Raw genomic sequence first — 21,014 nt, 5'->3', positions numbered from 1 at the left:
GGGCATGGACGCCGCCTCCCTCGCGCTGCCGGCGCTGGCCGGCCTCATCGCCGTCGCCCTGTTCTTCGACTTCCTCAACGGCCTGCACGACGCGGCCAATTCCATCGCCACCATCGTCTCGACGCGGGTGCTGCGCCCGCAATACGCGGTGCTCTGGGCGGCGTTCTTCAACTTCATCGCGTTCCTGTTCTTCGGCCTTCATGTGGCGCAGACCCTGGGGACCGGGATCGTCGATGCCGGGATCGTCGATCCGCGCGTCATCCTGAGCGCGCTGGTGGGCGCCATCGCCTGGAACATCGCCACCTGGGTGTTCGGCATCCCGTCGAGTTCATCGCACGCCCTGGTCGGTGGCCTCGTCGGGGCGGGCATCACCAAGGCGGGGTTCGACGTCGTGGTCTGGTCCGGCCTGTCGAAGACGATCGCGGCCATCGTGCTGTCTCCGCTCGTCGGATTCCTCCTCGCCCTCCTCCTCGTGCTGATCGTGTCCTGGACCTGCCGGCGCGCCACGCCCTTCGGGGTCGATCGGAGCTTCCGGCTCCTGCAATTCGTCTCGGCCTCGCTCTATTCCCTCGGCCATGGCGGCAACGATGCCCAGAAGACCATGGGGATCATCGCGGTGCTGCTCTACTCGCAGGGGCATCTGGGGAGCAGCTTCCACGTTCCGCTCTGGGTGGTCCTGGCCTGCCAATCGGCGATGGCGCTCGGGACCCTCTTCGGCGGCTGGCGCATCGTCCACACGATGGGTTCGAAGATCACCCGCCTGAACCCGATGCAGGGCTTCTGCGCCGAGACGGGTGGCGCAATCACCCTGTTCCTGGCGACATGGCTCGGTGTCCCGGTCTCGACCACGCACACCATCACCGGCGCCATCGTCGGCGTGGGCGCGGCCCGCCGGACCTCGGCGGTCCGTTGGGGCATTGCCGGGAACATCGTCGTCGCCTGGGTCCTGACCCTGCCCGCCGCCGCCCTCATCGCCGCATGCTGCTACGTCCTGACGGGCTGGCTCGGCTGAGCGATCTTGCCCGGCTCGCCTGGAGCCATGATGCCGCGAACCTCCGCGCGAGACCCTTCTACTCGTGGTCGAGGGAAATCAGGCACGCCTCACACTACCGCTGCTGCGCCGATATTGGTGGTCAGTTGTGATGCTCGAGAATACTGAAATAAGTTTCGCGGTAAGGGTTTCGCGAGTTGGACGTGACAATACATGTTTTGTCGTTATTCAAGTCATCGGTGGGGCGGGCAGAGTTTTTATTTACGTAAATTTGAATACGCGATCGTTCAGGCGGAGCGAATATAAATCAAATATCGATGAACTATAATTCATACAAGTAGTTATAAAATATTAAATAAGACTCTTTATTCGGTTATTATCATTGTATCGTTGGGGGAGTATAAGTCGTGCGATTGTCGATCAAGGCCGTACTGATCGGCTTGTTCAGCATCGTCGTTTCGATTTCGGCAGCGCAGGGCTTGGTGGCCCTATACAAGCTTCAGGACATCGGCACGAAGATTGCTGTTCTGGTCGACAATGCCGTGCCGTCGGTGACTCAGGCCGACAAGATCAATCGTCTGGTGCTCCGGGTCCGCACGTCCCAGCTGCGCTACCTGACCGCTCCCAACAGCACCATCGAGCAGGCCGATCTCAAGCTCGCGAACGAAATGATGCTGGAGCGCAATAAGTCCATCGAAGACTACAAGTCCCTGATCACCGAAGCGGAAGAAAAGGCGATCTATGAGGATCTGATCGCCAAGATGGAGATTCTGAAGGCCGATTGGGGAAAGCTTCGTTCCATGCGCGAGAGCGACAGAGAGCAGGCGCTGAGCTTCTTCCGCGAAGGCAACCACGCGAATTATCGGGCGGTCGCCGACGCGGCCACCCGTCTGGTGGAGATCAATGTGGCGGCGGCCAACGCCGCCGGAGAGGCGGCGCGCAGCCAGCAGGCCGAAGCGATCCGGATCTCGATCATCATGCTCACGGTTTGCATCGTGATGGCCGTCTCGGCCATGATCTTCTCGTTCCTCGGCGTTGCCCGCCCGATCGAGCGCATGACCCAGGCCATGCGTCACATCGCCGGCGGTGACGAGACGACCGCCGTTCCCTCCATGGGCCGCCGCGACGAGATCGGCGAGATGGCCCAGGCGGTGGAAGTGTTCCGGACCAACCTGATCCGCACGCGTCAGCTCGAAGAGGACACGGTCCTCGCTCGGGCTTCCGCCGAGGAGCAGCGCCGTGCTGGAATGCGCAAGATGGCCGAGGATTTCGAGACGGCTGTCGGCGGCATCATCGGCATGGTCTCCTCCTCGGCCACCGAGCTTCAGGCCACGGCGCAGGCCATGACGGTGACGGCGACACAGACCGCGTCGCAATCCACCACCGTGGCTGCCGCAGCCGAGGAGGCCGCCGTCAACGTGAACACCGTCGCTGCCGCCGCCGAGGAACTCGGCACGTCCGTGCAGGAAATCGGCCGACAGGTCTCGAGCTCCGCCACTCTCGCACAATCCGCCGTCACGGAGGCCGACATCACGGCCGGCCTCGTGCAGGAACTCAGCGGCGCCGTGAGCCGGATCGGGGATGTGGTGAGCCTGATCTCGACCATCGCCAGCCAGACCAACCTGCTCGCCCTCAACGCCACCATCGAAGCCGCGCGCGCCGGTGAAGCGGGCCGGGGCTTCGCGGTGGTCGCCGCCGAGGTGAAGGAACTGGCCAACCAGACGGCCCGCGCCACGGAGGAGATCTCCCAGCAGATCGGCCACATCCAGGGCGCAACCGGCCAGGCGGTCTCGGCCATCGGTTCGATCACGATGCGGATCCGGGACATCAATGCCGTGGCGACTGCCATCGCGGCGGCGGTCGAGCAGCAGAGCGCGGCGACGCAGGAGATCGTGCGCAACGTCTCGCAGGCCTCGGCCGGTACCAACGAGGTGACGAGCAACATTGCCGGCGTGGCCAGTGCTGCCGAAGAGACCGGAGCGGCCGCGAGCCAGGTGCTCGGCGCCGCTGGCGAACTCTCCCAGCAATCCGAACATCTCACCGGAGAAGTGCACCGCTTCCTTGCCACGGTGCGGGCCGCCTGACCCGATTCCACCGCGCGGACCTACAAACGGGTCGGGCTCGCGGGAGCCTGGCCCGTTCTCATGTCGACCGTCCGGGTTCACCCCCGGTGGGCGAAACCCTCACCGTCCGTCGGTCACCCTCTGTCCCGTCTCGCCGTAGCCGAGCTTGGCTCCCTGGCGGTTGACGCTTCCGAAGCGCAGGACGGCCTGTTCGAGGTAGTCGATCGCAACGATAAGGGCATCCCGCGCGGCCCCGACCGCCTCCTCGCCGTCCTCGTCCGGTGTCTCGGCGAAATTGACGGCGGCGATGAGAACCCGGTCGCGTTCCTCTTCGATCCGGCGGTCGCGCTCCACATGTCCACGCACATCGGCATCGAAGGCCTCGATCACCGCCAAGGGCAACGCGTCCTTCGACGACGATCCGTCGAAGGCGCGGACCTTGCGCCGGGCCTGTGCCGCCGCCGCCCTGACGATGTCAGCGAGTTTGGCATCCATGGTCGGTCTCCTGGGGTGATCGGGTTCGAGGCGCTTTCGTTACCGTGCATCCCCTCGCCCCGCCCGCGGGGAGAGGGGGAAACCAGCCGCTCAGCTCCTCAGCCCCGGTGCCTCCTGGCCGGTGCGCGCGACGTATTCGGTGTAGCCGCCGCCATATTGATGGATGCCGTCGGCGGTGAGTTCGAGGACGCGGTTCGACAGGGCGGCGAGGAAGTGCCGGTCGTGGCTCACGAACAGCATCGTGCCCTCGTAGTTCGCCAGCGCCGTGATGAGCATCTCCTTGGTGCCCATGTCGAGGTGGTTGGTCGGCTCGTCGAGGACGAGGAAGTTCGGCGGGTCGAACAGCATCTTGGCCATGACCAGCCGGGCCTTCTCGCCGCCCGAGAGCACGCGGCATCGCTTCTCGACATCGTCGCCGGAGAAGCCGAAGCAGCCGGCCAGCGCCCGCAGGCTCCCCTGGCCCGCCTGCGGGAACGAGCGCTCCAGGTCCTGGAACACGGTGAGCTCGCCGTCGAGGAGGTCCATGGCGTGCTGGGCGAAGTAGCCGAGCTTGACGCTTCCCCCCACGGCGATGCTGCCGTCGTCGGGCGGGGTCGAGCCGGTCACGAGCTTGAGCAGGGTCGACTTGCCGGCGCCGTTGATGCCCATGACGCACCAGCGCTCCCGGCGGCGGATCGAGAAGTCGAGTCCCTCGTAGATGGTGCGGCTGCCGTAGCGTTTGTGCACGTTCTTGATGATGACGACGTCGTCGCCCGAACGCGGCGCCGGCTGGAACTCGAACGCCACCGATTGCCGGCGCTTGGGGGGCTCCACCCGCTCGATCTTGTCGAGCTTCTTCACCCGGCTCTGCACCTGTGCGGCGTGGCTGGCGCGGGCCTTAAACCGCTCGATGAACTTGATCTCCTTGGCGAGCATCGCCTGCTGGCGCTCGAACTGAGCCTGCTGGTGCGTCTCGTTCAGGGCCCGCTGCTGCTCGTAGAAGCCGTAGTCGCCTGAATAGGTGGTGAGTGTGCCGCCGTCGATCTCGATGACCTTGGAGACGATGCGGTTCATGAACTCGCGGTCGTGCGAGGTCATCAGCAGGGCGCCCTCGTAGTTCTTGAGGAACGCCTCGAGCCAGATCAGGCTTTCGAGGTCGAGATGGTTGGAGGGCTCGTCGAGGAGCATCACGTCCGGGTTCATCAGGAGGATGCGGGCCAAAGCCACACGCATCTTCCAGCCGCCCGAGAGCTTGCCGACGTCGCCGTCCATCATCTCCTGGGAGAAGCTCAGGCCCGCCAGCACCTCATAGGCCCGGCCTTCGAGGGCGTAGCCGTCGAGCTCTTCGAACCGGGCCTGGACCTCGCCGTAGCGCTCCACGAGCGCATCCATCTCGTCCATCCGGTCGGGATCGGCGAGGCCGGCTTCGATCTGCTTCAGTTCTGTGGCGACCACGCTCACCGGGCCGGCCCCGTCCATCACGGCGGAGACGACGGAGCAGCCCGACATCTCGCCGACATCCTGGCTGAAATAGCCGATGGTGATGCCCCGGTCGGTGGCGACTTGGCCCTCGTCGGGCTCCTCCTCGCCGGTGATCATCCGGAACAGGGTGGTCTTGCCGGCGCCGTTCGGCCCCACGAGGCCGACCTTCTCGCCCTTCTGGAGCGCGGCCGACGCCTCGATGAAGACGATCTGCCGTCCGTTCTGCTTGCCGATTTTCTCGAGGCGGATCATGCGCGCATCGGTGTCCTGAGATGTGTCCCGCGGGCCTTACTGCATGGCGCGCGGAAGCGGAAGGCGGGGCACCACGGGCACGATCCGCGAGGCACGGCCTCGCTGTCGCGGATGGGTGCCCCGGCCAGACCCGAGCCTAGATACCGCGAGGGCCTTGCTTGGACAGCGCCGGGCCGATCGCGTATCCACGCATCGCCTCATTCAAAGGGTATTTGCCGAAGCTTCTCTGCCGAAGGTCCCCTACCCCGTGCCGGTCCAGTCGCTGATCCTCTACCCCGATCCACGGCTGCGTCTGCGTGCCGAACCGGTAAGCGTGTTCGACGAGGACCTTCGCCGCGATGCCGCGGATCTTGTCGCCGCCCTCGCCCGGGTTTCGGCCATCGGCCTCGCCGGGCCACATGTGGGGTGGCTCGCCCGGGTTGTGGCGCTTCGGCTCGAGCCCGGTACGCCGGCGACGATCTACGTCAATCCGGAGATCGTCTTCGCCTCACCCGAGACGGAGCCTCAGACCGAGGGTAGCGTCTCGATGCCGGGCGTCTCCGACACCGTGGAGCGGGCCGCGCGGATACGCCTGCGCTATTCCGATCTCGACGGGGTCTCACATGAGGTTGAATCGGTGGGGTTCGAAGCGGCCTGCCTGCAGCACGAGATCGACCAGCTCGACGGCATTTTCTGGATCGAGCGCCTGTCGCGGCTTCGTCGGGACCGTGCGGTGAAGCGCTACGCGAAGGCGAGGCGCGCGGCATGAGGCGTGGATCCCGTTCCCGCCCACTGGCGGCCTTGTTCCTCGCAGCGATAGGGGCGGCGCGCGCCGAAGCGCAGCCGGCCAAAGCTCCGACGCCCCTGCCGTCGTCCGCGGCCCTGCCCTCCGCGCCGGCGATTGGCTGCCCGTCATTGGCCAATCTGCGTCTTCTCCTGCGCCAGTCGGAAGGTGACCTCAAGAAAGCGGCCGCGACCCTGGCCGATCCGAAGGCCGACCACCTGAGTTGCAATCTTCTCGGACGTGATACGGTCAATGCCATCACGGACCATGCCGCCCTCAACGGCAACGAGTACGACTGCGTTGGCATCACCGGAACCAGCATCTGTTCCTGGACCATCGCCGGAACGGTCGTCCCGGCCGATCCGGCGCGAGCGGTCAAAAAGGCGCCGCCCCCCAAATCCAAGCGCTGACGGCGCGGCATGGCGGCGGGCGATGCCGCAGCGCGCCCTATATCGCCTCCGGTAGAGCCAAGCCGGAGATCCACACCATGAAGCTGTCGCAACGCCGGGGAATCGCTCTCCTGTCGATCATGACGGGAGTGGGCATGGCGGGAACGACCCTGGCCGGCGCCGGCTCGATGTCGGCGAGCGAGGTGGTCGCCTGCGATACCTTGGTCAACCTGCGGGTCTTGATGGGGCAGGCTCAGGCCGATCTCGGCGACCATCCCGGCTGCCGCCGAATCGCCCGCGATCGTGTCGGCGCACCGGAACACCGCGCCATGATCGGCGGCGCTCCGTTCGAATGCCTCGCGGTGAGGGACGAGCCCTCCTGCCTCTGGATCAAACCATAGGGAGTCGTGCCGGAGGGAAGCGGATATTCGGCACCTAATACCGATGCGCTTTTCCGACGAACCGCCCTACCTTAGCCGCAACGAAGGGGGGTAAACTCATGGGTGAAACTACCGGATCATGCGGTGGAGAATCGGCTGGCCGTCGAGGACGCCGCATCGCCTGCATGGTCGCTGTGGGATTGTTGGGATTGGTCTCGCAGGCTCGAGCAGAGGCTCCGATCAAGAGCCCGCAGGATGCAGCCTGCCGTAACGAGGCGCGTGCGAAGGTGTTCGTCACGCCCGATCCGGGTGGGATTGGGCTCTACGCGGTCGGCCGGCAGATCTACATGACTTGCATGGCGCGTTCCCAGCCACGCTCCGCACGTCGGCGGCGATAGGCTACGTCTGCCGACGATCAGACGCTGCGCGGTGCGCCGATACGCGCCCGCAGGCGCAGGCGCAGGTTCTCGTTGGCCGTTGCATCCGCATCGACGGCGAACATCAGCCGCAGAAGCCGGCTGATCGGGGTCGTGCCGTCTTGAACTGCGGCCTCGACCTGGTCCTGGAGCGCCATCCGCTCATAAGGACGCTGAGAATCGAAGCTCGACTGGGCCTGATGCGCCATGGTCTGCGTTCCGTCGCTCGGGATCACTTTTCCCCGGGCGGTTCGCTACGCGAAGACGTCCGCCTCCGCCAGTCCCTTTCGCCGACTATTCATAGCCGGCAGCCGGTTCTGACGCATTTGTGTCATGTGTGGCTTGCAGAGCGGTTCCAGACTGGACCCTCAGCGCGGGACAATGTGGAGACCGTCATCGGGCAAGAGGTTGCGTGCCGGCCCGCCGGTCTGCTGGCCACGGCCCTGCTGATAATAGGGCAGTTCCGGCCGGCGGTCGTTATCGCTGCCGGAATCGTATTCCCAGGCCTGGTTCCACGGCGCCCGGCCACCCACCGTGATGCCACCGGTGGAGTCGATGTCCCGCACCACCGGACGATCCCGATAGGGACCGGAACCGGCCTCGGCGGCAAAGGGAGCCGCCATCATCGTCAGGGCGAGCAAGGCGGAAAAGGCGGTCTTCATCACAGGCCTCGGAAGCACTGGCCGGGATCCGGCGCGAATCGATCACGTGATCCTATAACAGCAAAGGTTGTCGCGACGTTCCGCCCATCCCATCGCTGCGCCATGGGAAGGGCGGACCAGAACGGAGAGGATCTCCATTGGTTCTGCCCGACCTGTCCCTACGCTCTCAGCATTTCCCCGACCCAGATGCCGCGCTCGACATGGTCCGTTTCATCAGGCGTTCGGGCATCAACACGGCCTACCATCTGGGAGCCTGGGCCTGTCACCTGCGTCATCCCGGCCTGCCGCTGCTCTTCGCCACCGGGTTCCTTGTTCTCGGCGTCTTCGTCGCGACTTTCAACGACCTGACGTTCCGGCTGAGTGCCCTGCCCTACGGCCTCAACCAGGCCCAGATCAGTCTGGTCTTCGCCGTCTTCCTGTTCGGTGTGATGTCATCCTCGACGGCAGGCTCCCGGACGGACCTGTTCGGTCGTGGTTCCGTCCTCGCCTCGGGGATCCTGATCATGGCGGTGGGCATCGCCCTCACGCTGCTGCCCTCGCTTCCCGGCATGATCGTCGGCGTTGCGGCGGTCACGGTCGGGTTCTTCGTGGCGCGTTCGGTGGCGAGCGGCTGGGTCGGTCGGATGGCGGCCGAGTCCAAGGGCCATGCAGCGTCCCTGTACCTTCACGCTGACTATCTCGGTTCGAGCTGCCTTGGTTTGGCCGGCGGATGGTTCTGGACAGCCCAGGCTTGGCCGGCTGTGGCAGTGTTCAACGTTGTCCTGCTCGCCCTCACCATGGTGGCGGCCGCGCTCTTGTGCTGGAGCAAGCGACGGCGCGCCGCTTGAATCACAAGGTACAAAAAAGAAGCCCGACGCCCGGCGAGGGGCGGCGGGCTTGAGCGGATCCGCTTGCCGTCAATGCACGGTCGCGGCGGATTCCATCGGCGCCACGGCGCGCGGCTTCGTGGCGCGGAGCGGTTTCGTCGCCGTGGAGCTCGATGCAGTTTTGGTCGAGGCGGCCTTGGGCGCGGCCGGTGTTTTGGCAGAAGCAGCCTTGGCCGAAGACGATTTAGCGCTGGCCGTCCTGGTCTGGCGCGGCGCGGTCTCGGACGCCTGGACCACGGCCTTCTCGGCGACGGCCTTGGCGGCGGTGCTCCGCGAGGCGCGGGGTTTCAGGGTCTTGGCCGGGCTCGGTGCCAGGCTGAGATCGGCGGTCACGGGCTGAACGTAGACCGGTGCGGAAAGGCTCGCCGCGCGCAACTCGGCCTCGGCCGTCAGCCAGTGATCCTCGGCGCGGCCGAACACTCGGCCCTCGCTTTCCCAAATGTCATAGGCGCGCTCGCGCACCAGCTGCTCGAAGGGATTCATTCGCGCTCTCCTCGTGGGTGGTGGCCCCGATGGAAGCGGAGGTTGGTTAACGCTCGGTTAATGTCGCCCCGCGGCCAGGGCGTCTCAGGCTTGCGAGAGGCGTCGCGCGTTGGCGCGGACCTTTCGGCGGTATCCCGTGACCACCTTCTGCGTGGAGACCCCGGTCGCGATCATCATGGCCGCCTCGCCGGCCGCCATGATCTTCTCGCTGACCATACGCTGAGCCTCGATCTGCGCGGCCGGACCGCCCAGGGAGAGCTTCGCGAGACGAAGGCCGATCACCTGCTGCGATTCCATCGCGAGCAGGGTCGCGTCCATACCGAGCTTCCACCACGCACCGAACATGTCAGTCCTCTCCACGCCGACGGGCGCAATGCCCGCGCTTATGCCACGCGGCTCGCCATGGTCGAAACGGGCGGCTCGGTCGAACCGACGTCACGGATGCACGATTCCGTGAGCGCGTCTCAATCGAAGGAGCGCGACTTCGCGGAGGACCCGCCGAGGCTGATCTTCTTCGGGGCCGAACCGCCGCCGAGGCTGATCTTGCGGGGCGGCGGCGGGGCGGCGGGGTTCGGAGCCGCGGGCCGTGCGGATTTCATCTGCGCCTGGCCATGGACCACCGAGCCGATTTCACCCGCGACACGCACGAGGTCGTCCCGCTCGCAGGCTCGGGCGACAGAGAGGCCGAGCTGATGCATGTGGCTCTTGCCGTAGAGATAGACGGCGAGCTTGGCGCGAGTGGTGGGGGGGATTTCGGCGAGGATCTCTAGCAGGTCCTCGGGCTCGGCACGGTAGACCGCTCCGAGCAGGTCGAGGGAGACCGGGCAGGCGGGATCCGGCTCGGCGCCGCTGGTGGGGTGCGACTGGGTCATGGAATACCTGTCTGGCTCGTGGATGTCTGGGCGAGTGTGTGGGCCGGAGCCGTGTCGGCGGCGGGCGGTGTCGTCTGCGTCCGGACGACGGCGTCCTCCGGGCGCGGTTGAGGATTGGGCCGCGCCGGCCGCTCCGGCTGCAGACAGCCGCTGCAGACGGAGGCGATCGCGATGCGGGCGCGGCGGTCAGCTCGCTCCCACACCGCTTCGCGAGCGGCCCGGGCCCGTGCCACTTCCTCCGCCGATGGCATTCCCCCGCTGGCGCCGATCTCGGCCGGAGCGGCGTCGGGCGGCCTGATTCTCAGGAGGAGCGGTTCCTGGGCCAGAACGGGCGATCCTGCAAGGGCGCAGGCGAAAGATGAAGCGGCGAGCCGGCAAGCGAGGATCGTGCGGCCCATCGGCTCCTCAATCGGATCGGCAGACCCCTGGTCCGTCGGGGAACGATCGTCGGCCTAGGGTTAACATGACCTTAACGCGAAGACGACCTTGCCCCATGGGAGTCTCCATTCTCACCCAACACCGCTGTGCCCCGTATTCGACCCGACAGCCCGAAGCGCATCGCTGCGCATATGTCGGAGGGCTTGCCGGTTGCCGAGGGATGAATCTCGACCAGCGACGGTCGGCGTCTGGAGCTTCGCTGACAGGACGACAAAAGCCGATCCGGCTCTACACCACCCGTCAAGATCTGAACCGTCCGGCATAAACAGGCTGCCCGGAACGGATACCGCACGCCTCGATCGCGCAATGACAGGAGAGGGCCAACCAGCGAAAATCCGTGATCTTCGGACTCCCCACGGCTGGACGAAGCCCCCTCTTTCCTTTTACGGGATAGGCGTGGGGCCTGTAGCTCAATGGTTAGAGCCGACCGCTCATAACGGTCTGGTTGCAGGTTCGAGTCCTGCCGGGCCCACCACTCACTCCCCGCGAACGACGGACGTTCGCGTTTTGCGAGAGACGTGCGGCGTCTCAAGGGCATAGCGAAAAGCTGCCGTTTTGAGGCCTCTTCTCCGGGGCGGTCCTGCGGCCCTGATTCCTGGCGATTTAGGCCGGTTTCTCGCCTGCCGCAGGTGCAGCTTCCGCTACACGCCTGCTCATCGCGCTGGAGACCGGTTCGCAGGCCAGCGGAGCCGAGGTTCGTTGGCGGTCGTGCACTGGCGTGCGAGCAATTACTGCCACTTCGGACTGGACTTGCGCTGCGAATGGAGCGGAACTGTCAGCGTCCTTGAGGCCGCCGACGCGGTGCGCCTTCGACCCCCTGCCGATCCCTCGCGATCGGTGGGGTTGCGCTGGTGGCAGCAGACCCGCTGCCCAACCCTCGCAAGGCCCACCTCATGATCGACGAAACGCAACAGGCGCTGCTCAAGGCAGCCGCCGAATCACCAGACCAGTTGATCGCCCGGCCCTCTGGGCTGAACGCCCGAGCTGCCAAGGTGCTGTCCGCCAAGCTCTGCAAGACGATGTTAGTGATCGAGGTCGTCGTTTCAAAGGATCAGCCGCACTGGCGTACCGATGAGCGCGGTCCGATCGGACTGTGCCTCACGCCAGTCGGCGGGGAAAGCCTTGGCCTTTCTCCTGATGCACACGGTTCCGACGCCTCGCTGCCGGTTGCGGATGCCAGATCGGGTAGAGCCGAGACGAAAGCGCGATCCGGCACGAAGCAGGCGCTGATCATCGCGATGCTGCGGCGTGACGAGGGCGCCACCCTCGCCGACCTGATGGGGGCCACCGGCTGGCTCGCCCATTCGACGCGCGCCGCCCTGACTGGCCTGCGCAAGCGAGGGATGATCCTCACGAAGGGATGCGATGCCGAGGGCCGGACCGCCTATCGCCTGACCGACGATGCCACGACGGAGGCCCGGTGATGGCTGGCGTGATCAGCCCCGAGCTCAAGCGTGAGATCGAGGGGCTCGTCTCTCTCGATCTGGGCGACCTGCGCATCCGCTGGCGGCAGCATCTGCGAACGGCCCCTCCCCCGCATCTGTCCCGCGCCCTGATGGTGCGGCTCCTCGCCTATCGTATCCAGGCCAAGGTACTCGGTGACCTCGATCGCGACAGTGCCCGGCTGCTCGATCGGATTGCGAAGGAGCGCCTGCGCCGCCGCGCCGCCGCCGAACGCGCGGCTAAGCCGAAGGCACCGCCCCTCGTCCCGCCGATCCCGACGCCTGGGCTTCGGCCCGGCACGCTGCTGGTGCGGGAGTTCGGGGGTGAGGTCCACACCGTCACCGTGGAGGCGGGTGGGTTTGCCTGGAGGGAGACGACTTATGCCAGCCTGTCGGAGGTCGCCCGCGCGATCACCGGCACCCGCTGGAACGGTCCCCGCTTCTTCGGGCTTCGGGACAAGGGAGCCACCAGGGCGCCAAGCAGCGGCGACGAGTCCTTTTCGGCTGTGGCCACGGGAGGGATCGCGTGATGGCATCGCCCTCCAAGTCGCTGCATGCCAAGGCCGTGCCGTCGAAAACCCACACCCCCAAGGCTCTGCGCTGCGCGATCTACACCCGCAAATCCACCGAGCACGGGCTCGATCAGGCCTTCACCTCCCTCGACAACCAGCGCGAGGCCGCCGAAGCCTACATCAAGAGCCAGGCCCATGAGGGCTGGCGCCTGCTTCCCGAGGCCTACGACGATGGCGGTGTCTCAGGTGGCAGCCTCGAGCGTCCGGCCTTGCAGCGGCTCCTCGCTGAAGTCGAGGCAGGACGCATCGATGTGGTGGTGGTCTACAAGGTCGATCGACTCACCCGCGCGCTCTCGGACTTTGCCAAGCTCGTCGAGCTGTTCGACGCGCACGGCGTCTCCTTCGTTTCGGTGACCCAGGCCTTCAACACCACCAACAGCATGGGCAGGCTGACGCTCAACGTCCTGCTGTCGTTCGCCCAGTTCGAGCGCGAGGTCACGGCCGAGCGCATCCGAGACAAGATAGCAGCCTCGAAGCGCAAGGGCATGCGCATGGGCGGTCCCGTGCCACTGGGCTACCGCGTCCATGACAAGAAGCTAGTTCCCTGCCCCGATGAGGCCGCCCAGGTACGAACGATCTTCGAGCGCTACCTCGCGCTCAGCTGCCTGAACGGCTTGGCGGCCGACCTGCAGAGCCGGGGTATTCTGACGAAGCGATCCCCTCGCCGGGATGGCACGGTCCGGGGCGGAATTGCCTTCACCAAGGGTCCGCTGGCCTATCTGCTGCGCAACCGGGTCTATATCGGCGAGGTGATCCACAAGGACCGGCATTACCCAGGAGAGCACGAGGGCATCGTCCCACGTGAGCTGTTCGATGCGGTCCAGGCGGCGCTGAGTGAGAAGGCGCAGGCGCAAGGTTCCGTCCGGGGCAACACCGGCTCGTGGCTGACGGGGCTGCTCTACGATGACCGCGGCAATCGGATGACGCCAAGCTCGGCCAAGAAGGGCACTCTCCACTACCGCTACTACGTCTCACGTGCGCTCGAGACTGGGCAGCGCAGCGAGGCCGGCTCGGTCTCCCGCGTGTCGGCACCCGAGATCGAGCAGGCGGTGCGGGAGGCGCTTACACCACCCTCCCCTGACCTCCCCTTCCCGAACGATGAGACGCACGTGTTCGCCCAGGTTGGCCGCATCGTTGTTCACCCGAGCCATCTTGCTATCAGCTTCGTCCCGCCGGATGGGGCAGAGCACGACCACAGAGCGGGCGAAGCAGGGGCAATCGAGCCTCCCTCCCTCCGTGTACCGTGGTCAGCCCGGCCGAGCCGTCGTCGGTGCAAGGTCATCCGCGCTGAAGGCGATGAAGGGCCAGCGCCGCCGCGGCCGATGCGGGTCGAGACCCGAGCCCGCCTCGTCGACGGGATCGCCAAGGCTCGCTTCTGGCTCGATGACCTTGTGGCCGGCCGTGTCGCCGATACCCATGCCATCGCCGTAGCCGAAGGCTGCAGCGAGCGCTCAGTGCGCATGACCCTCAACCTCGCCTTCCTGGCTCCATCCGTCATCCAGGCGGCGATCGCTGGCACCTTGCCGGAAGGGTTCGGTATCTCCGCGCTCATGAACGCACCCATGGTCTGGAGCAAGCATCCTGACGCTTGCGGCGGCAGCGCAAAGTGAAAGAGCACTTGCTAGGCTTCACCGACTATCCATGCAGTCCTATTAGATGGACGCTCGCCGCCATTTTGTTCCGTCGGCAAGGCGCCAAGAGCGGAAGTTGGCCTCCGGCCCAAAAACAGACATTTAGTTGCAGGTATGCGACCGTCCGGTGTCGACCCTTCACAGACCCTCGGAAGGTCCGCTTCGGGGCAGCTTGGTGGCGGATGACCTACGTCCGGGTTGGGTGGATTTGCGACCGGCCGCTCTACGGCTTGGATGGGCGCGAAGCAGACATTCAAAGACCTGCATCTCGGCCGATGGGATCTAGATAGTTGGACGTCGGCGCTGCCCCCGCATCGCAACCTTTCTGAGGGTGCGCGAGAGCTGCTCGACCGAATAAGGTTTGTGAAGAAGCTCGAAGCCGTCGGTGCCTTTTCGGGCCAGGACGTGACTGTACCCGCTCGCAAGGAGCACAGGCAGGTCGTTATACATGCGACGGATCTCATTGGCGAGGTCGATGCCATTCATGCCCGGCATCACAACGTCCGAGAAAACGGCATCGAATTGTGAAGCATTCCGGTCCAACTCAGCGAGTGCCTCCTCGGCATTGGTCGCCCACACGGTGACATACCCAAGCTCGGTCAGGGTCTGGTTGGCAAAGGTCCCGACATCCAGGTTGTCCTCTACCACCAAGACCCGCATACCATGGCCATCAGCCGATGGTTCAAGATCCTCTGGGAGCTGCTCGGTTTCGCCGACGTATGGAGACTGGGGAAGGTAGAGAGTAAACGTAGTACCGACGCCTACCGTGCTCTCTACATCGATCTCGCCGCCGGATTGCTTCGCGAAGCCGAACACCTGCGAGAGACCGAGGCCCGTACCTTGGCCAACACCCTTTGTCGTGAAGAACGGCTCGAAAATGCGTTCGAGATTGTCAGGAGCGATGCCGGAGCCGGTATCCGTAATCGTCACGGCAACGAAGTCGCCCAACCTCTCGGAATGGGATCGCATAGGCGGTACATTTGGTGTGGCTGAAACGGAGATCGTCAGAACACCTTCACCCTCCATGGCGTCACGAGCGTTGACTGCCATGTTCACGATGGCCGTATCGAACTGGCTCGGGTCTGCATCGATGTAACAGGCGGTCTCCGCAAGTGTGGTGACGATGCGGATCCGTGCCCCCGTCAGGGTGGCGACCATGTCGGCGACCGCCGTGACGCTCCGACCGACATCGAAAACCTCGGGCTTGAGGGCCTGACGTCTGGCAAAGGCAAGGAGCTGCCCCGTGAGCTTGGCTGCCCTGGCGACCGTATCGGAGATCGCGCCGACGTAGCGCTGGCGGCGTTCCTCGGGGAGGTCAGGCCGTTTCAGAAGGTCAGTGGACGACTTGATCACCGTCAGGAGGTTGTTGAAGTCGTGCGCGACCCCTCCGGTCAATTGCCCGACCGCTTCCATTTTCTGCGCCTGGCGTAGGGCGTCCTCGGCCAGTTGAAGCTCTCGCGTGCGTTCCTCGACGCGTTGTTCCAGCGTCTCGTTAAGCAGTCGCAGTTCGGCCGAGATGCGCTTCTGATCCTCGATGTCCGTATTGGTGCCGACCCAGCGAACGACCTCGCCGGTATCACCAAGAATTGGCTCGGCGCGAACAAGGAACCAATGGTCCGCCCCGTCGAACCGGCGGATACGGAACTCGGCCTCGTAGACCTCCCCGGTCGCGACCGAACGCGCCCAGGCCAAGCCAGCCGCATCGATATCTTCGGGATGAACGATGCTCGTCCACGCCGTCCCGTCCAGCTCGCCAGGTGCGGCGGCGCAATAGGCGTAGACCTGATCGTTGAACCAATAAAGGTGTCCGTCCGCGGAGGCGGCCCAGACATGGTTTGGCATGACCTGAGCGAAGACTCGGAATTGCTCCTCGCTCTCGCGCCTGGCAGCGTCGGCGCGCGCGCGCTCGACTGCATCCCAAACACGTGAGGCCACCTCCTCGACGGTTTCGACCTCCTCCTGCGTCCAGGTCCGTGGTTGATCCTGATTGACGTAAACCGCTGAACGCAGTGCTCCGTGGCACACGAGCGGGACGGCAATGAGAGCGCCGATGCCGCGACTTGCAAGACCGAGCCCGGCCATCCCCGGATCGGTCTCCACGTCGGCGTAGACCGAGGTTCGACCCGCTTGGAGATTGGCGATGTTGCTTGGACCGAACACAGCCAGGGGGTAGCTGCCCACCAATGGGCTGACCCCATCGAGGTACTCGATATCGAGCGTGACGGTCTCACCATCCGGCTCGATCAGACCATATCCGACCCGACTCGCCCCGATGTGACGGCCGAGGGCGTCGACGGCCGTCCGCATGGCTTCGCGCGGGTCGGCCAGGGGGCGTAGGCTGTCGCCGAGAGCGAGCACGAAGGCTTGCCGCCGTTCGGTGACGCGCAGCGCCTCCTCGGCCCGGACGCGCTCGGTGATGTCGTACCCGCCCGCGAAGATGCCCGTGACCGTTCCGTCATCCCCGCGGATCGGCTGGTACAGGAAGTCGATGAAGCGCTTTCCGGGTTCACCCGCGAGCTGGATCGGCATGGCCCGGGCGGCGAACGGCGTACCGGTCCGATAGACGTCGTCGAGCAACTCGAAGAAGCCCTGCTCGACGACTTCGGGGAAGACGTCGCGGACCTTGCGTCCGACGAAGGCGCGCGGTCCCGAGAGCGCGACGTAGGCGTCGTTGACGTGCTCGAAGACGTGGTCCGGGCCGGTGAGGACGGCAACGAACCCTGGCATCTGTTGGAGAAGCTGATGCTGCCGTCGGCGCTCACCTGCCGCTCGCCGCTCGGCCTGGATCTGGAACGTGGTCTCCGTGCAGGCACAGAACAAACCTTCGATGACGCCATCGCCGTTCGGTACCGGAGTGTAGGAGAACGCGAAGTGGGTCTCCTCGGGATACCCGTGGCGATGAAGCGTAAGTTCGAGGTTGTCCATGTGGACGGGCTCGCCGGCGAACACCCGGTCCATCAAGCCGCCTACGGTGTCGCGCACCTCCGGCCACACCTCGAAGAATGGACGTGCCATGGCTTGGGGATGCCGAGCTCCGAGCATGGGCGCGTAGGCATCGTTGTAGAGGAGGATGCGGTCGTCGCTCCAAGCCACGAACATCGGCTGACGCGAGCTCAAAAGCACCGTGACCAAGGTCATCAACGGCTGGGGCCAAGCCCCGGGATCTCCGAGTTTGGTCGAAGTCCAATCGCAGGCTCGCATTAGCGCGCCCATCTCGCCACCGCCCGGGAAGGTGGAAGCCCAAGGCTGAGCGCGGTCACCAGGCAACGGAACGGGACCGTCGGCTAAGATACGCGCCTGAGGTTGCCTTCGGCATCGCCTGGCGGGAAATCGTCGTCACGCGCCTCATGTCACCTCTAAAAAGGACTCTGTTGGAATTGCAGGCTGGTTTTCAAACCAACACGGAATGAAACGATGAATGCGACCGCCCTCATCACGGAAGACAAAGTCAGGCTCAGGTCCATCGAGATCTGGGAAGAGCGGGGTCGACCGGAAGGCTACGATGTCGAATTCTGGCTTCAGGCCGAACGCGAGTTGATGGGTGAGGACGCTGGCGGCCGCGAGAGTGCGAATGCCTCGTCCGCCAAGAGTGGAGGCGGCTCCGACGTCCCTGCCTAGGTCGGCCAGGGGCCCTGTGAGGCAGGGGGTCCCGACCTTGATCAGAGCCTGGCTCCTCGTCCCTGGATGGAATGGCGATCTCCGGTCGCTGACAGCCTAAAACAGCATCGGGACATGGATGAGGCTAACGTTTCCAGCCGGTTTGTCGAAGCATTTTGACCTTCCCGCTGGAGCGTCCGGCGACAGGCATCGTTTTTCCAGGCAATGATTCAACCGCTATACGACGAGATAGGATTTGTTCATGGTCAGGTTCACGATGACCCCGGCCTCGTCCCAGATACGCTCCAACCAGCCGTCGAGTTGTTGGGTCATCGCTCGGTTAAGGAGCCTGCTGCCATAGCCTCCCGGCCCTTCCGGTGCGGTCACCGGAGGGCCTCCCCTTTCCGTCCAGGTTATTACGATGGAGTCTTCCTGGACGGGACATGACACGTCGAGTGTTCCCGTCGCGACGGAGAGCGCACCGTGCTTCAGCGAGTTGGTTGCCAACTCATGGACCACGAGTGCCAGCGTCGTCGCTGCAGCCTCGCCCACACCCATCCGCGGGACCGAGACTCGGATGCGACCACTGAAGGCTCCCATGTCGTCGTAGGGCGCCAGGAGAATCGAGAGTAGGTCGCCGAGTAAGGCAGCCTTTCCTTGCTCCCCGGGTAGGGGGCGAACGAGATCGTGAGCCCGTCCGAGTGCGGTCAGGCGTTGGGTCAGTTCACGGGCCATGTCCGCGGTCGTGGTCGTCGAACGTGAGGTGATGGCTGTGAGGGAGGTGGCGATGGTCAGCAGGTTCTTGACGCGATGGCTCATCTCGCCAGCGAGTAATTCCTGACCTTCCTCGGCCTGCTTGCGGCCGGTGGCGTCGAGAAAGATGCCGTACATCACCGCGCCATCGATACCCTCGTCGTCACCCTGGCCCCGGGCGGAGACCCAGCGGATGTCGGTTCCATGCGTGATGCGAAAGTCAGTCTCGTAGGGCCCTAGGATGGCACGTGTGGCCGAGAAGGCCGCTCTGACCCGATCCTTATCGGCGGGGTGGATGCGGGACGAAAGGTCTTCGAACGAGACGGTTCCTTGCTGGGGCAGATCCCAAAGGTCATGTCCACGCCTGTCCATGGTGAACGTGTCGTCGTTGACGTTCCAGGACCACAGGGCGACCCCAGCGGCATCGATGGCCAAACGAAGCTGTCGCGCGGTCCATTCCGCGGACGTCGGTGGATCGGTTCTCATTGCGATGATTTTCCTAGACACCGGCTCACGGGAGGCCCCTCATTTTGATTCCATAGGACGCATCCTATCAGCTTTGCATCTTAGCCCGGACAAAAACAGGTTCGTTTCTTAGGTTGAATATGTGCATCTGCCCATGAATTTCTACGTTTTTATCGATATAGCACAGAACATCTTTTAATCTAAAGATGCAGGATCTTTTCGGAACGATTGCGCCTCTGAGCCGTTAGATGAATGGCGCGCTGCAGCAGGTCATGAATCCTGCTGATTGATTGCCTTTTCTTCCAGATTGAAGAATGCAATGCCGATAGTCGCGTCGCGATGGCATGTCGTGTCCACCGTATCAGCCGGTGCGGCCTTTCTATTTCTTGTTTGGCATCTGGCAAAATGCATTCGACCGCGTTCAGCGGCCGTGAAGACGTTCGCAGTCGTCGATCTAGGCAAACTCAAAGTCCTGGCCGCTGGTTTGGAGAAGACGAGCGCGTACGCTGCGCCTCCCACTATTGATGTCCAGGATAGCCTGTTGGAAGACCGAATGACCGTCAGCACACCCATGTTGGTACCAACCACCCGCGAAGGACGTCGCATCACCCTGGCCCTACAAGGGGGCGGCTCGTTCGGGGCGTTCACCTGGGGCGTGCTCGACCGCCTCCTTGAAGAGGACGACCTCGTCGTCGATGCCGTCAGTGGCGCAAGTGCCGGTGCGGTCAATGCGGCCGTCATGGCAGCCGGTTTGATCAAAGGTGGCAAGCCCGAGGCACGTCGACATCTCGACCGGTTCTGGAAGCGCTCCAGCGAGACCGCGCCGCCGGACTTCGGAACCGCGGCCACGGTAATGAGCGACATCACCTCCCGCTGGATGTCACCCTACCAGTCCAATCCGTTCAATCACGATGTGCTGGGCAAGCTCCTCAAGGAAGCCGTCGACTTCCACGCGCTGCGTGCCGATCCGCCGTTCAGGCTCCTGATCGCTGCGACGTCCGTCAACGATGGTACGAGCCACATCTTCCGAGAGACCGAGTTGGTGCGCGAGATGTTGCTGGCCTCGGGCTGCCTCCCGATGAAGGCACAAGCCGTCGAGGTCGCAGGGACCCGGTACTGGGATGGCGGCTACTCTGCGAACCCACCTCTTTTGCCATTGGTCGAGGCATCGGACGCCAAGGAGATGCTCGTCGTGCAGATCGTGCCGACGCAGGGGCAGGAACAGCCTCGGACCGCCCCCGACATCATCCGCCGCCTCGAGCAGGTAACCTTCAACGGGGTGCTCCAACGCGACATGGCCACCCTCTCGACGATGATGGAACTTTCCGCGAACGCCTCCGCCGGGTCTGGTCTGAGCGAACGGCTCCGGGATCTCCAGCTCCACCACGTGTCCGCTGAGGACCATTACCCGTCGCTGAAGGACGAGAGCACCACGGATCTTGGGTGGCGCTTCCTCCTGCGCTTGCGATCGGCCGGCCGTGAAGCGGCGGGAACATGGCTTGCAGGTGGTTCACGAGGATCGATGCGCAACGGCGCCGAGCTTCGGTCGGCAAGCTGACAAAGGCTCCGAAACCGCCTGCCATCCAGCCGCAATCGACGTGCTGCTCCCGCGGCTTTGCAGAGGTCAGGAGCCTCGCGACGCCTTCCAACACCGAACGACGATCGACTCGGAGCCAACATGCCCAAGACGATTTCAGCGGAGTTCAAGTCCCGGCGGGACGCCGAGATGGCCGTCGAGCACATCGTGCAGGATCACGGACTGGATCGAAGCGCAGTCGAAGTGGGCCCTGCCGCGAGCGAGAATACCGCCGGGACCGAAGCGGCCCGGGCCGACGTAGAGGACGGGCACCTGAAATCCGGCACCGAGGGCGAGCCTGCACTAGCCGGCAAGGTGAAGGTCTCAGTCCAGGTCGACGAAGCCATCGTCGAGAAGGTGCTTTCCTCCTTCAGGACCTTTGACGGCGACATCACCGCCTGATCCCGGACACGAGCATGAAACCAGATGCTCGACGTGAACCGAAGT

General features: G+C 64.7%; 22 protein-coding genes and 1 tRNA gene. 13 read left to right on the top strand and 10 right to left on the bottom strand.

Translation table 11 applies throughout. The annotated features are described in order from the left end of the window. The first annotated feature begins 4 nt into the window (after positions 1 to 4). Positions 5 to 1,012 (top strand): inorganic phosphate transporter, encoded by a 1,008-nt coding sequence (locus ACYQML_RS16135; RefSeq protein ID WP_311274389.1) that lies wholly within the window; start codon positions 5 to 7, stop codon positions 1,010 to 1,012. A gap of 386 nt (positions 1,013 to 1,398) precedes the next feature. After that, the gene (locus tag ACYQML_RS16130) at positions 1,399 to 3,075 is read left to right on the top strand and encodes a methyl-accepting chemotaxis protein (RefSeq protein WP_461227158.1); all 1,677 of its coding nucleotides are present in this window, start codon (positions 1,399 to 1,401) and stop codon (positions 3,073 to 3,075) included. 99 nt (positions 3,076 to 3,174) lie between these two features. Here ACYQML_RS16130 and ACYQML_RS16125 read toward each other — a convergent pair whose 3' ends face one another. Then, entirely contained in the window at positions 3,175 to 3,549 is a 375-nt protein-coding gene (locus ACYQML_RS16125) for a hypothetical protein (protein ID WP_461233385.1), read from the bottom strand. A gap of 90 nt (positions 3,550 to 3,639) precedes the next feature. Continuing rightward, the gene (locus ACYQML_RS16120; RefSeq protein WP_461233384.1) at positions 3,640 to 5,262 is read right to left on the bottom strand and encodes an ABC-F family ATP-binding cassette domain-containing protein; all 1,623 of its coding nucleotides are present in this window, start codon (positions 5,260 to 5,262) and stop codon (positions 3,640 to 3,642) included. A gap of 247 nt (positions 5,263 to 5,509) precedes the next feature. Here ACYQML_RS16120 and ACYQML_RS16115 point away from each other — a divergent pair, with 247 nt between their 5' ends. From ACYQML_RS16115 to ACYQML_RS16105, 3 genes are all read left to right on the top strand, one after another. Then, positions 5,510 to 6,010, top strand: a complete 501-nt coding sequence (locus ACYQML_RS16115) for a peptide deformylase (RefSeq protein ID WP_311274386.1) — start codon at positions 5,510 to 5,512, stop codon at positions 6,008 to 6,010. Continuing rightward, complete coding sequence (locus ACYQML_RS16110) at positions 6,007 to 6,435, top strand: hypothetical protein (RefSeq protein WP_246747972.1); 429 nt, start codon at positions 6,007 to 6,009, stop codon at positions 6,433 to 6,435. The genes ACYQML_RS16115 and ACYQML_RS16110 overlap by 4 nt, the downstream gene beginning before the upstream one ends. Before the next feature lie 77 nt (positions 6,436 to 6,512). After that, positions 6,513 to 6,815, top strand: a complete 303-nt coding sequence (locus ACYQML_RS16105; protein WP_461233383.1) for a hypothetical protein — start codon at positions 6,513 to 6,515, stop codon at positions 6,813 to 6,815. 394 nt (positions 6,816 to 7,209) lie between these two features. On the opposite strand, the gene ACYQML_RS16100 is transcribed toward ACYQML_RS16105, so the two are convergent. After that, complete coding sequence (locus ACYQML_RS16100) at positions 7,210 to 7,419, bottom strand: hypothetical protein (protein ID WP_056433825.1); 210 nt, start codon at positions 7,417 to 7,419, stop codon at positions 7,210 to 7,212. A gap of 159 nt (positions 7,420 to 7,578) precedes the next feature. Continuing rightward, positions 7,579 to 7,872: a hypothetical protein gene (locus ACYQML_RS16095; RefSeq protein ID WP_461227144.1), complete on the bottom strand. Its 294-nt coding sequence runs from the start codon at positions 7,870 to 7,872 to the stop codon at positions 7,579 to 7,581. 137 nt (positions 7,873 to 8,009) lie between these two features. Here ACYQML_RS16095 and ACYQML_RS16090 point away from each other — a divergent pair, with 137 nt between their 5' ends. Further along, positions 8,010 to 8,699, top strand: a complete 690-nt coding sequence (locus ACYQML_RS16090; RefSeq protein WP_461233382.1) for an MFS transporter — start codon at positions 8,010 to 8,012, stop codon at positions 8,697 to 8,699. 69 nt (positions 8,700 to 8,768) lie between these two features. Here the strand turns inward: ACYQML_RS16090 and ACYQML_RS16085 are convergent, their stop codons facing one another. The 4 genes from ACYQML_RS16085 to ACYQML_RS16070 all read right to left on the bottom strand — a co-directional run bounded on the left by ACYQML_RS16085 (position 8,769) and on the right by ACYQML_RS16070 (position 10,491). Then, a complete protein-coding gene (locus tag ACYQML_RS16085; protein ID WP_461233381.1) occupies positions 8,769 to 9,221 on the bottom strand; it encodes a DUF2934 domain-containing protein in 453 nt (150 codons plus the stop codon). Between the two features lie 84 nt (positions 9,222 to 9,305). Next, complete coding sequence (locus ACYQML_RS16080; protein ID WP_056433811.1) at positions 9,306 to 9,566, bottom strand: hypothetical protein; 261 nt, start codon at positions 9,564 to 9,566, stop codon at positions 9,306 to 9,308. Between the two features lie 119 nt (positions 9,567 to 9,685). After that, positions 9,686 to 10,093 (bottom strand): hypothetical protein, encoded by a 408-nt coding sequence (locus ACYQML_RS16075; protein ID WP_461233380.1) that lies wholly within the window; start codon positions 10,091 to 10,093, stop codon positions 9,686 to 9,688. Further along, entirely contained in the window at positions 10,090 to 10,491 is a 402-nt protein-coding gene (locus ACYQML_RS16070; RefSeq protein WP_461233379.1) for a hypothetical protein, read from the bottom strand. The genes ACYQML_RS16075 and ACYQML_RS16070 overlap by 4 nt, the downstream gene beginning before the upstream one ends. A gap of 439 nt (positions 10,492 to 10,930) precedes the next feature. Here ACYQML_RS16070 and ACYQML_RS16065 point away from each other — a divergent pair. The 4 genes from ACYQML_RS16065 (at position 10,931) to ACYQML_RS16050 (ending at position 14,155) form a co-directional block, all read left to right on the top strand. Then, positions 10,931 to 11,006 (top strand) — tRNA-Ile (locus ACYQML_RS16065). Between the two features lie 418 nt (positions 11,007 to 11,424). Further along, positions 11,425 to 11,955 (top strand): DUF3489 domain-containing protein, encoded by a 531-nt coding sequence (locus ACYQML_RS16060; protein ID WP_461233378.1) that lies wholly within the window; start codon positions 11,425 to 11,427, stop codon positions 11,953 to 11,955. Further along, positions 11,955 to 12,503: a DUF2924 domain-containing protein gene (locus tag ACYQML_RS16055; RefSeq protein ID WP_461233377.1), complete on the top strand. Its 549-nt coding sequence runs from the start codon at positions 11,955 to 11,957 to the stop codon at positions 12,501 to 12,503. Before ACYQML_RS16060 ends, ACYQML_RS16055 begins: the two co-directional genes overlap by 1 nt. Then, positions 12,503 to 14,155, top strand: a complete 1,653-nt coding sequence (locus ACYQML_RS16050; protein WP_461233376.1) for a recombinase family protein — start codon at positions 12,503 to 12,505, stop codon at positions 14,153 to 14,155. Before ACYQML_RS16055 ends, ACYQML_RS16050 begins: the two co-directional genes overlap by 1 nt. Before the next feature lie 303 nt (positions 14,156 to 14,458). On the opposite strand, the gene ACYQML_RS16045 is transcribed toward ACYQML_RS16050, so the two are convergent. Next, entirely contained in the window at positions 14,459 to 17,314 is a 2,856-nt protein-coding gene (locus ACYQML_RS16045) for a PAS domain-containing protein (protein ID WP_461233375.1), read from the bottom strand. A gap of 276 nt (positions 17,315 to 17,590) precedes the next feature. Between ACYQML_RS16045 and ACYQML_RS16040 the strand changes: the two genes are divergently transcribed. Beyond that, complete coding sequence (locus ACYQML_RS16040) at positions 17,591 to 17,794, top strand: DUF2934 domain-containing protein (protein WP_461233374.1); 204 nt, start codon at positions 17,591 to 17,593, stop codon at positions 17,792 to 17,794. Between the two features lie 216 nt (positions 17,795 to 18,010). On the opposite strand, the gene ACYQML_RS16035 is transcribed toward ACYQML_RS16040, so the two are convergent. Continuing rightward, complete coding sequence (locus tag ACYQML_RS16035; RefSeq protein WP_461233373.1) at positions 18,011 to 19,012, bottom strand: sensor histidine kinase; 1,002 nt, start codon at positions 19,010 to 19,012, stop codon at positions 18,011 to 18,013. Positions 19,013 to 19,421: 409 nt separating this feature from the next. On the opposite strand from ACYQML_RS16035, the gene ACYQML_RS16030 reads away from it, so the two are divergent. Beyond that, positions 19,422 to 20,549, top strand: coding sequence for a patatin-like phospholipase family protein (locus tag ACYQML_RS16030; RefSeq protein WP_461233372.1), 1,128 nt, complete (start codon positions 19,422 to 19,424; stop codon positions 20,547 to 20,549). A gap of 120 nt (positions 20,550 to 20,669) precedes the next feature. Further along, positions 20,670 to 20,969 (top strand): hypothetical protein, encoded by a 300-nt coding sequence (locus ACYQML_RS16025; protein ID WP_461233371.1) that lies wholly within the window; start codon positions 20,670 to 20,672, stop codon positions 20,967 to 20,969. Positions 20,970 to 21,014: the final 45 nt, after the last annotated feature.

Source organism: Methylobacterium sp. CM6244, from assembly GCF_054817885.1.
Note: the sequence above shows the minus strand (reverse complement) of the source record. Positions and strands in the feature narration are given on the sequence as shown.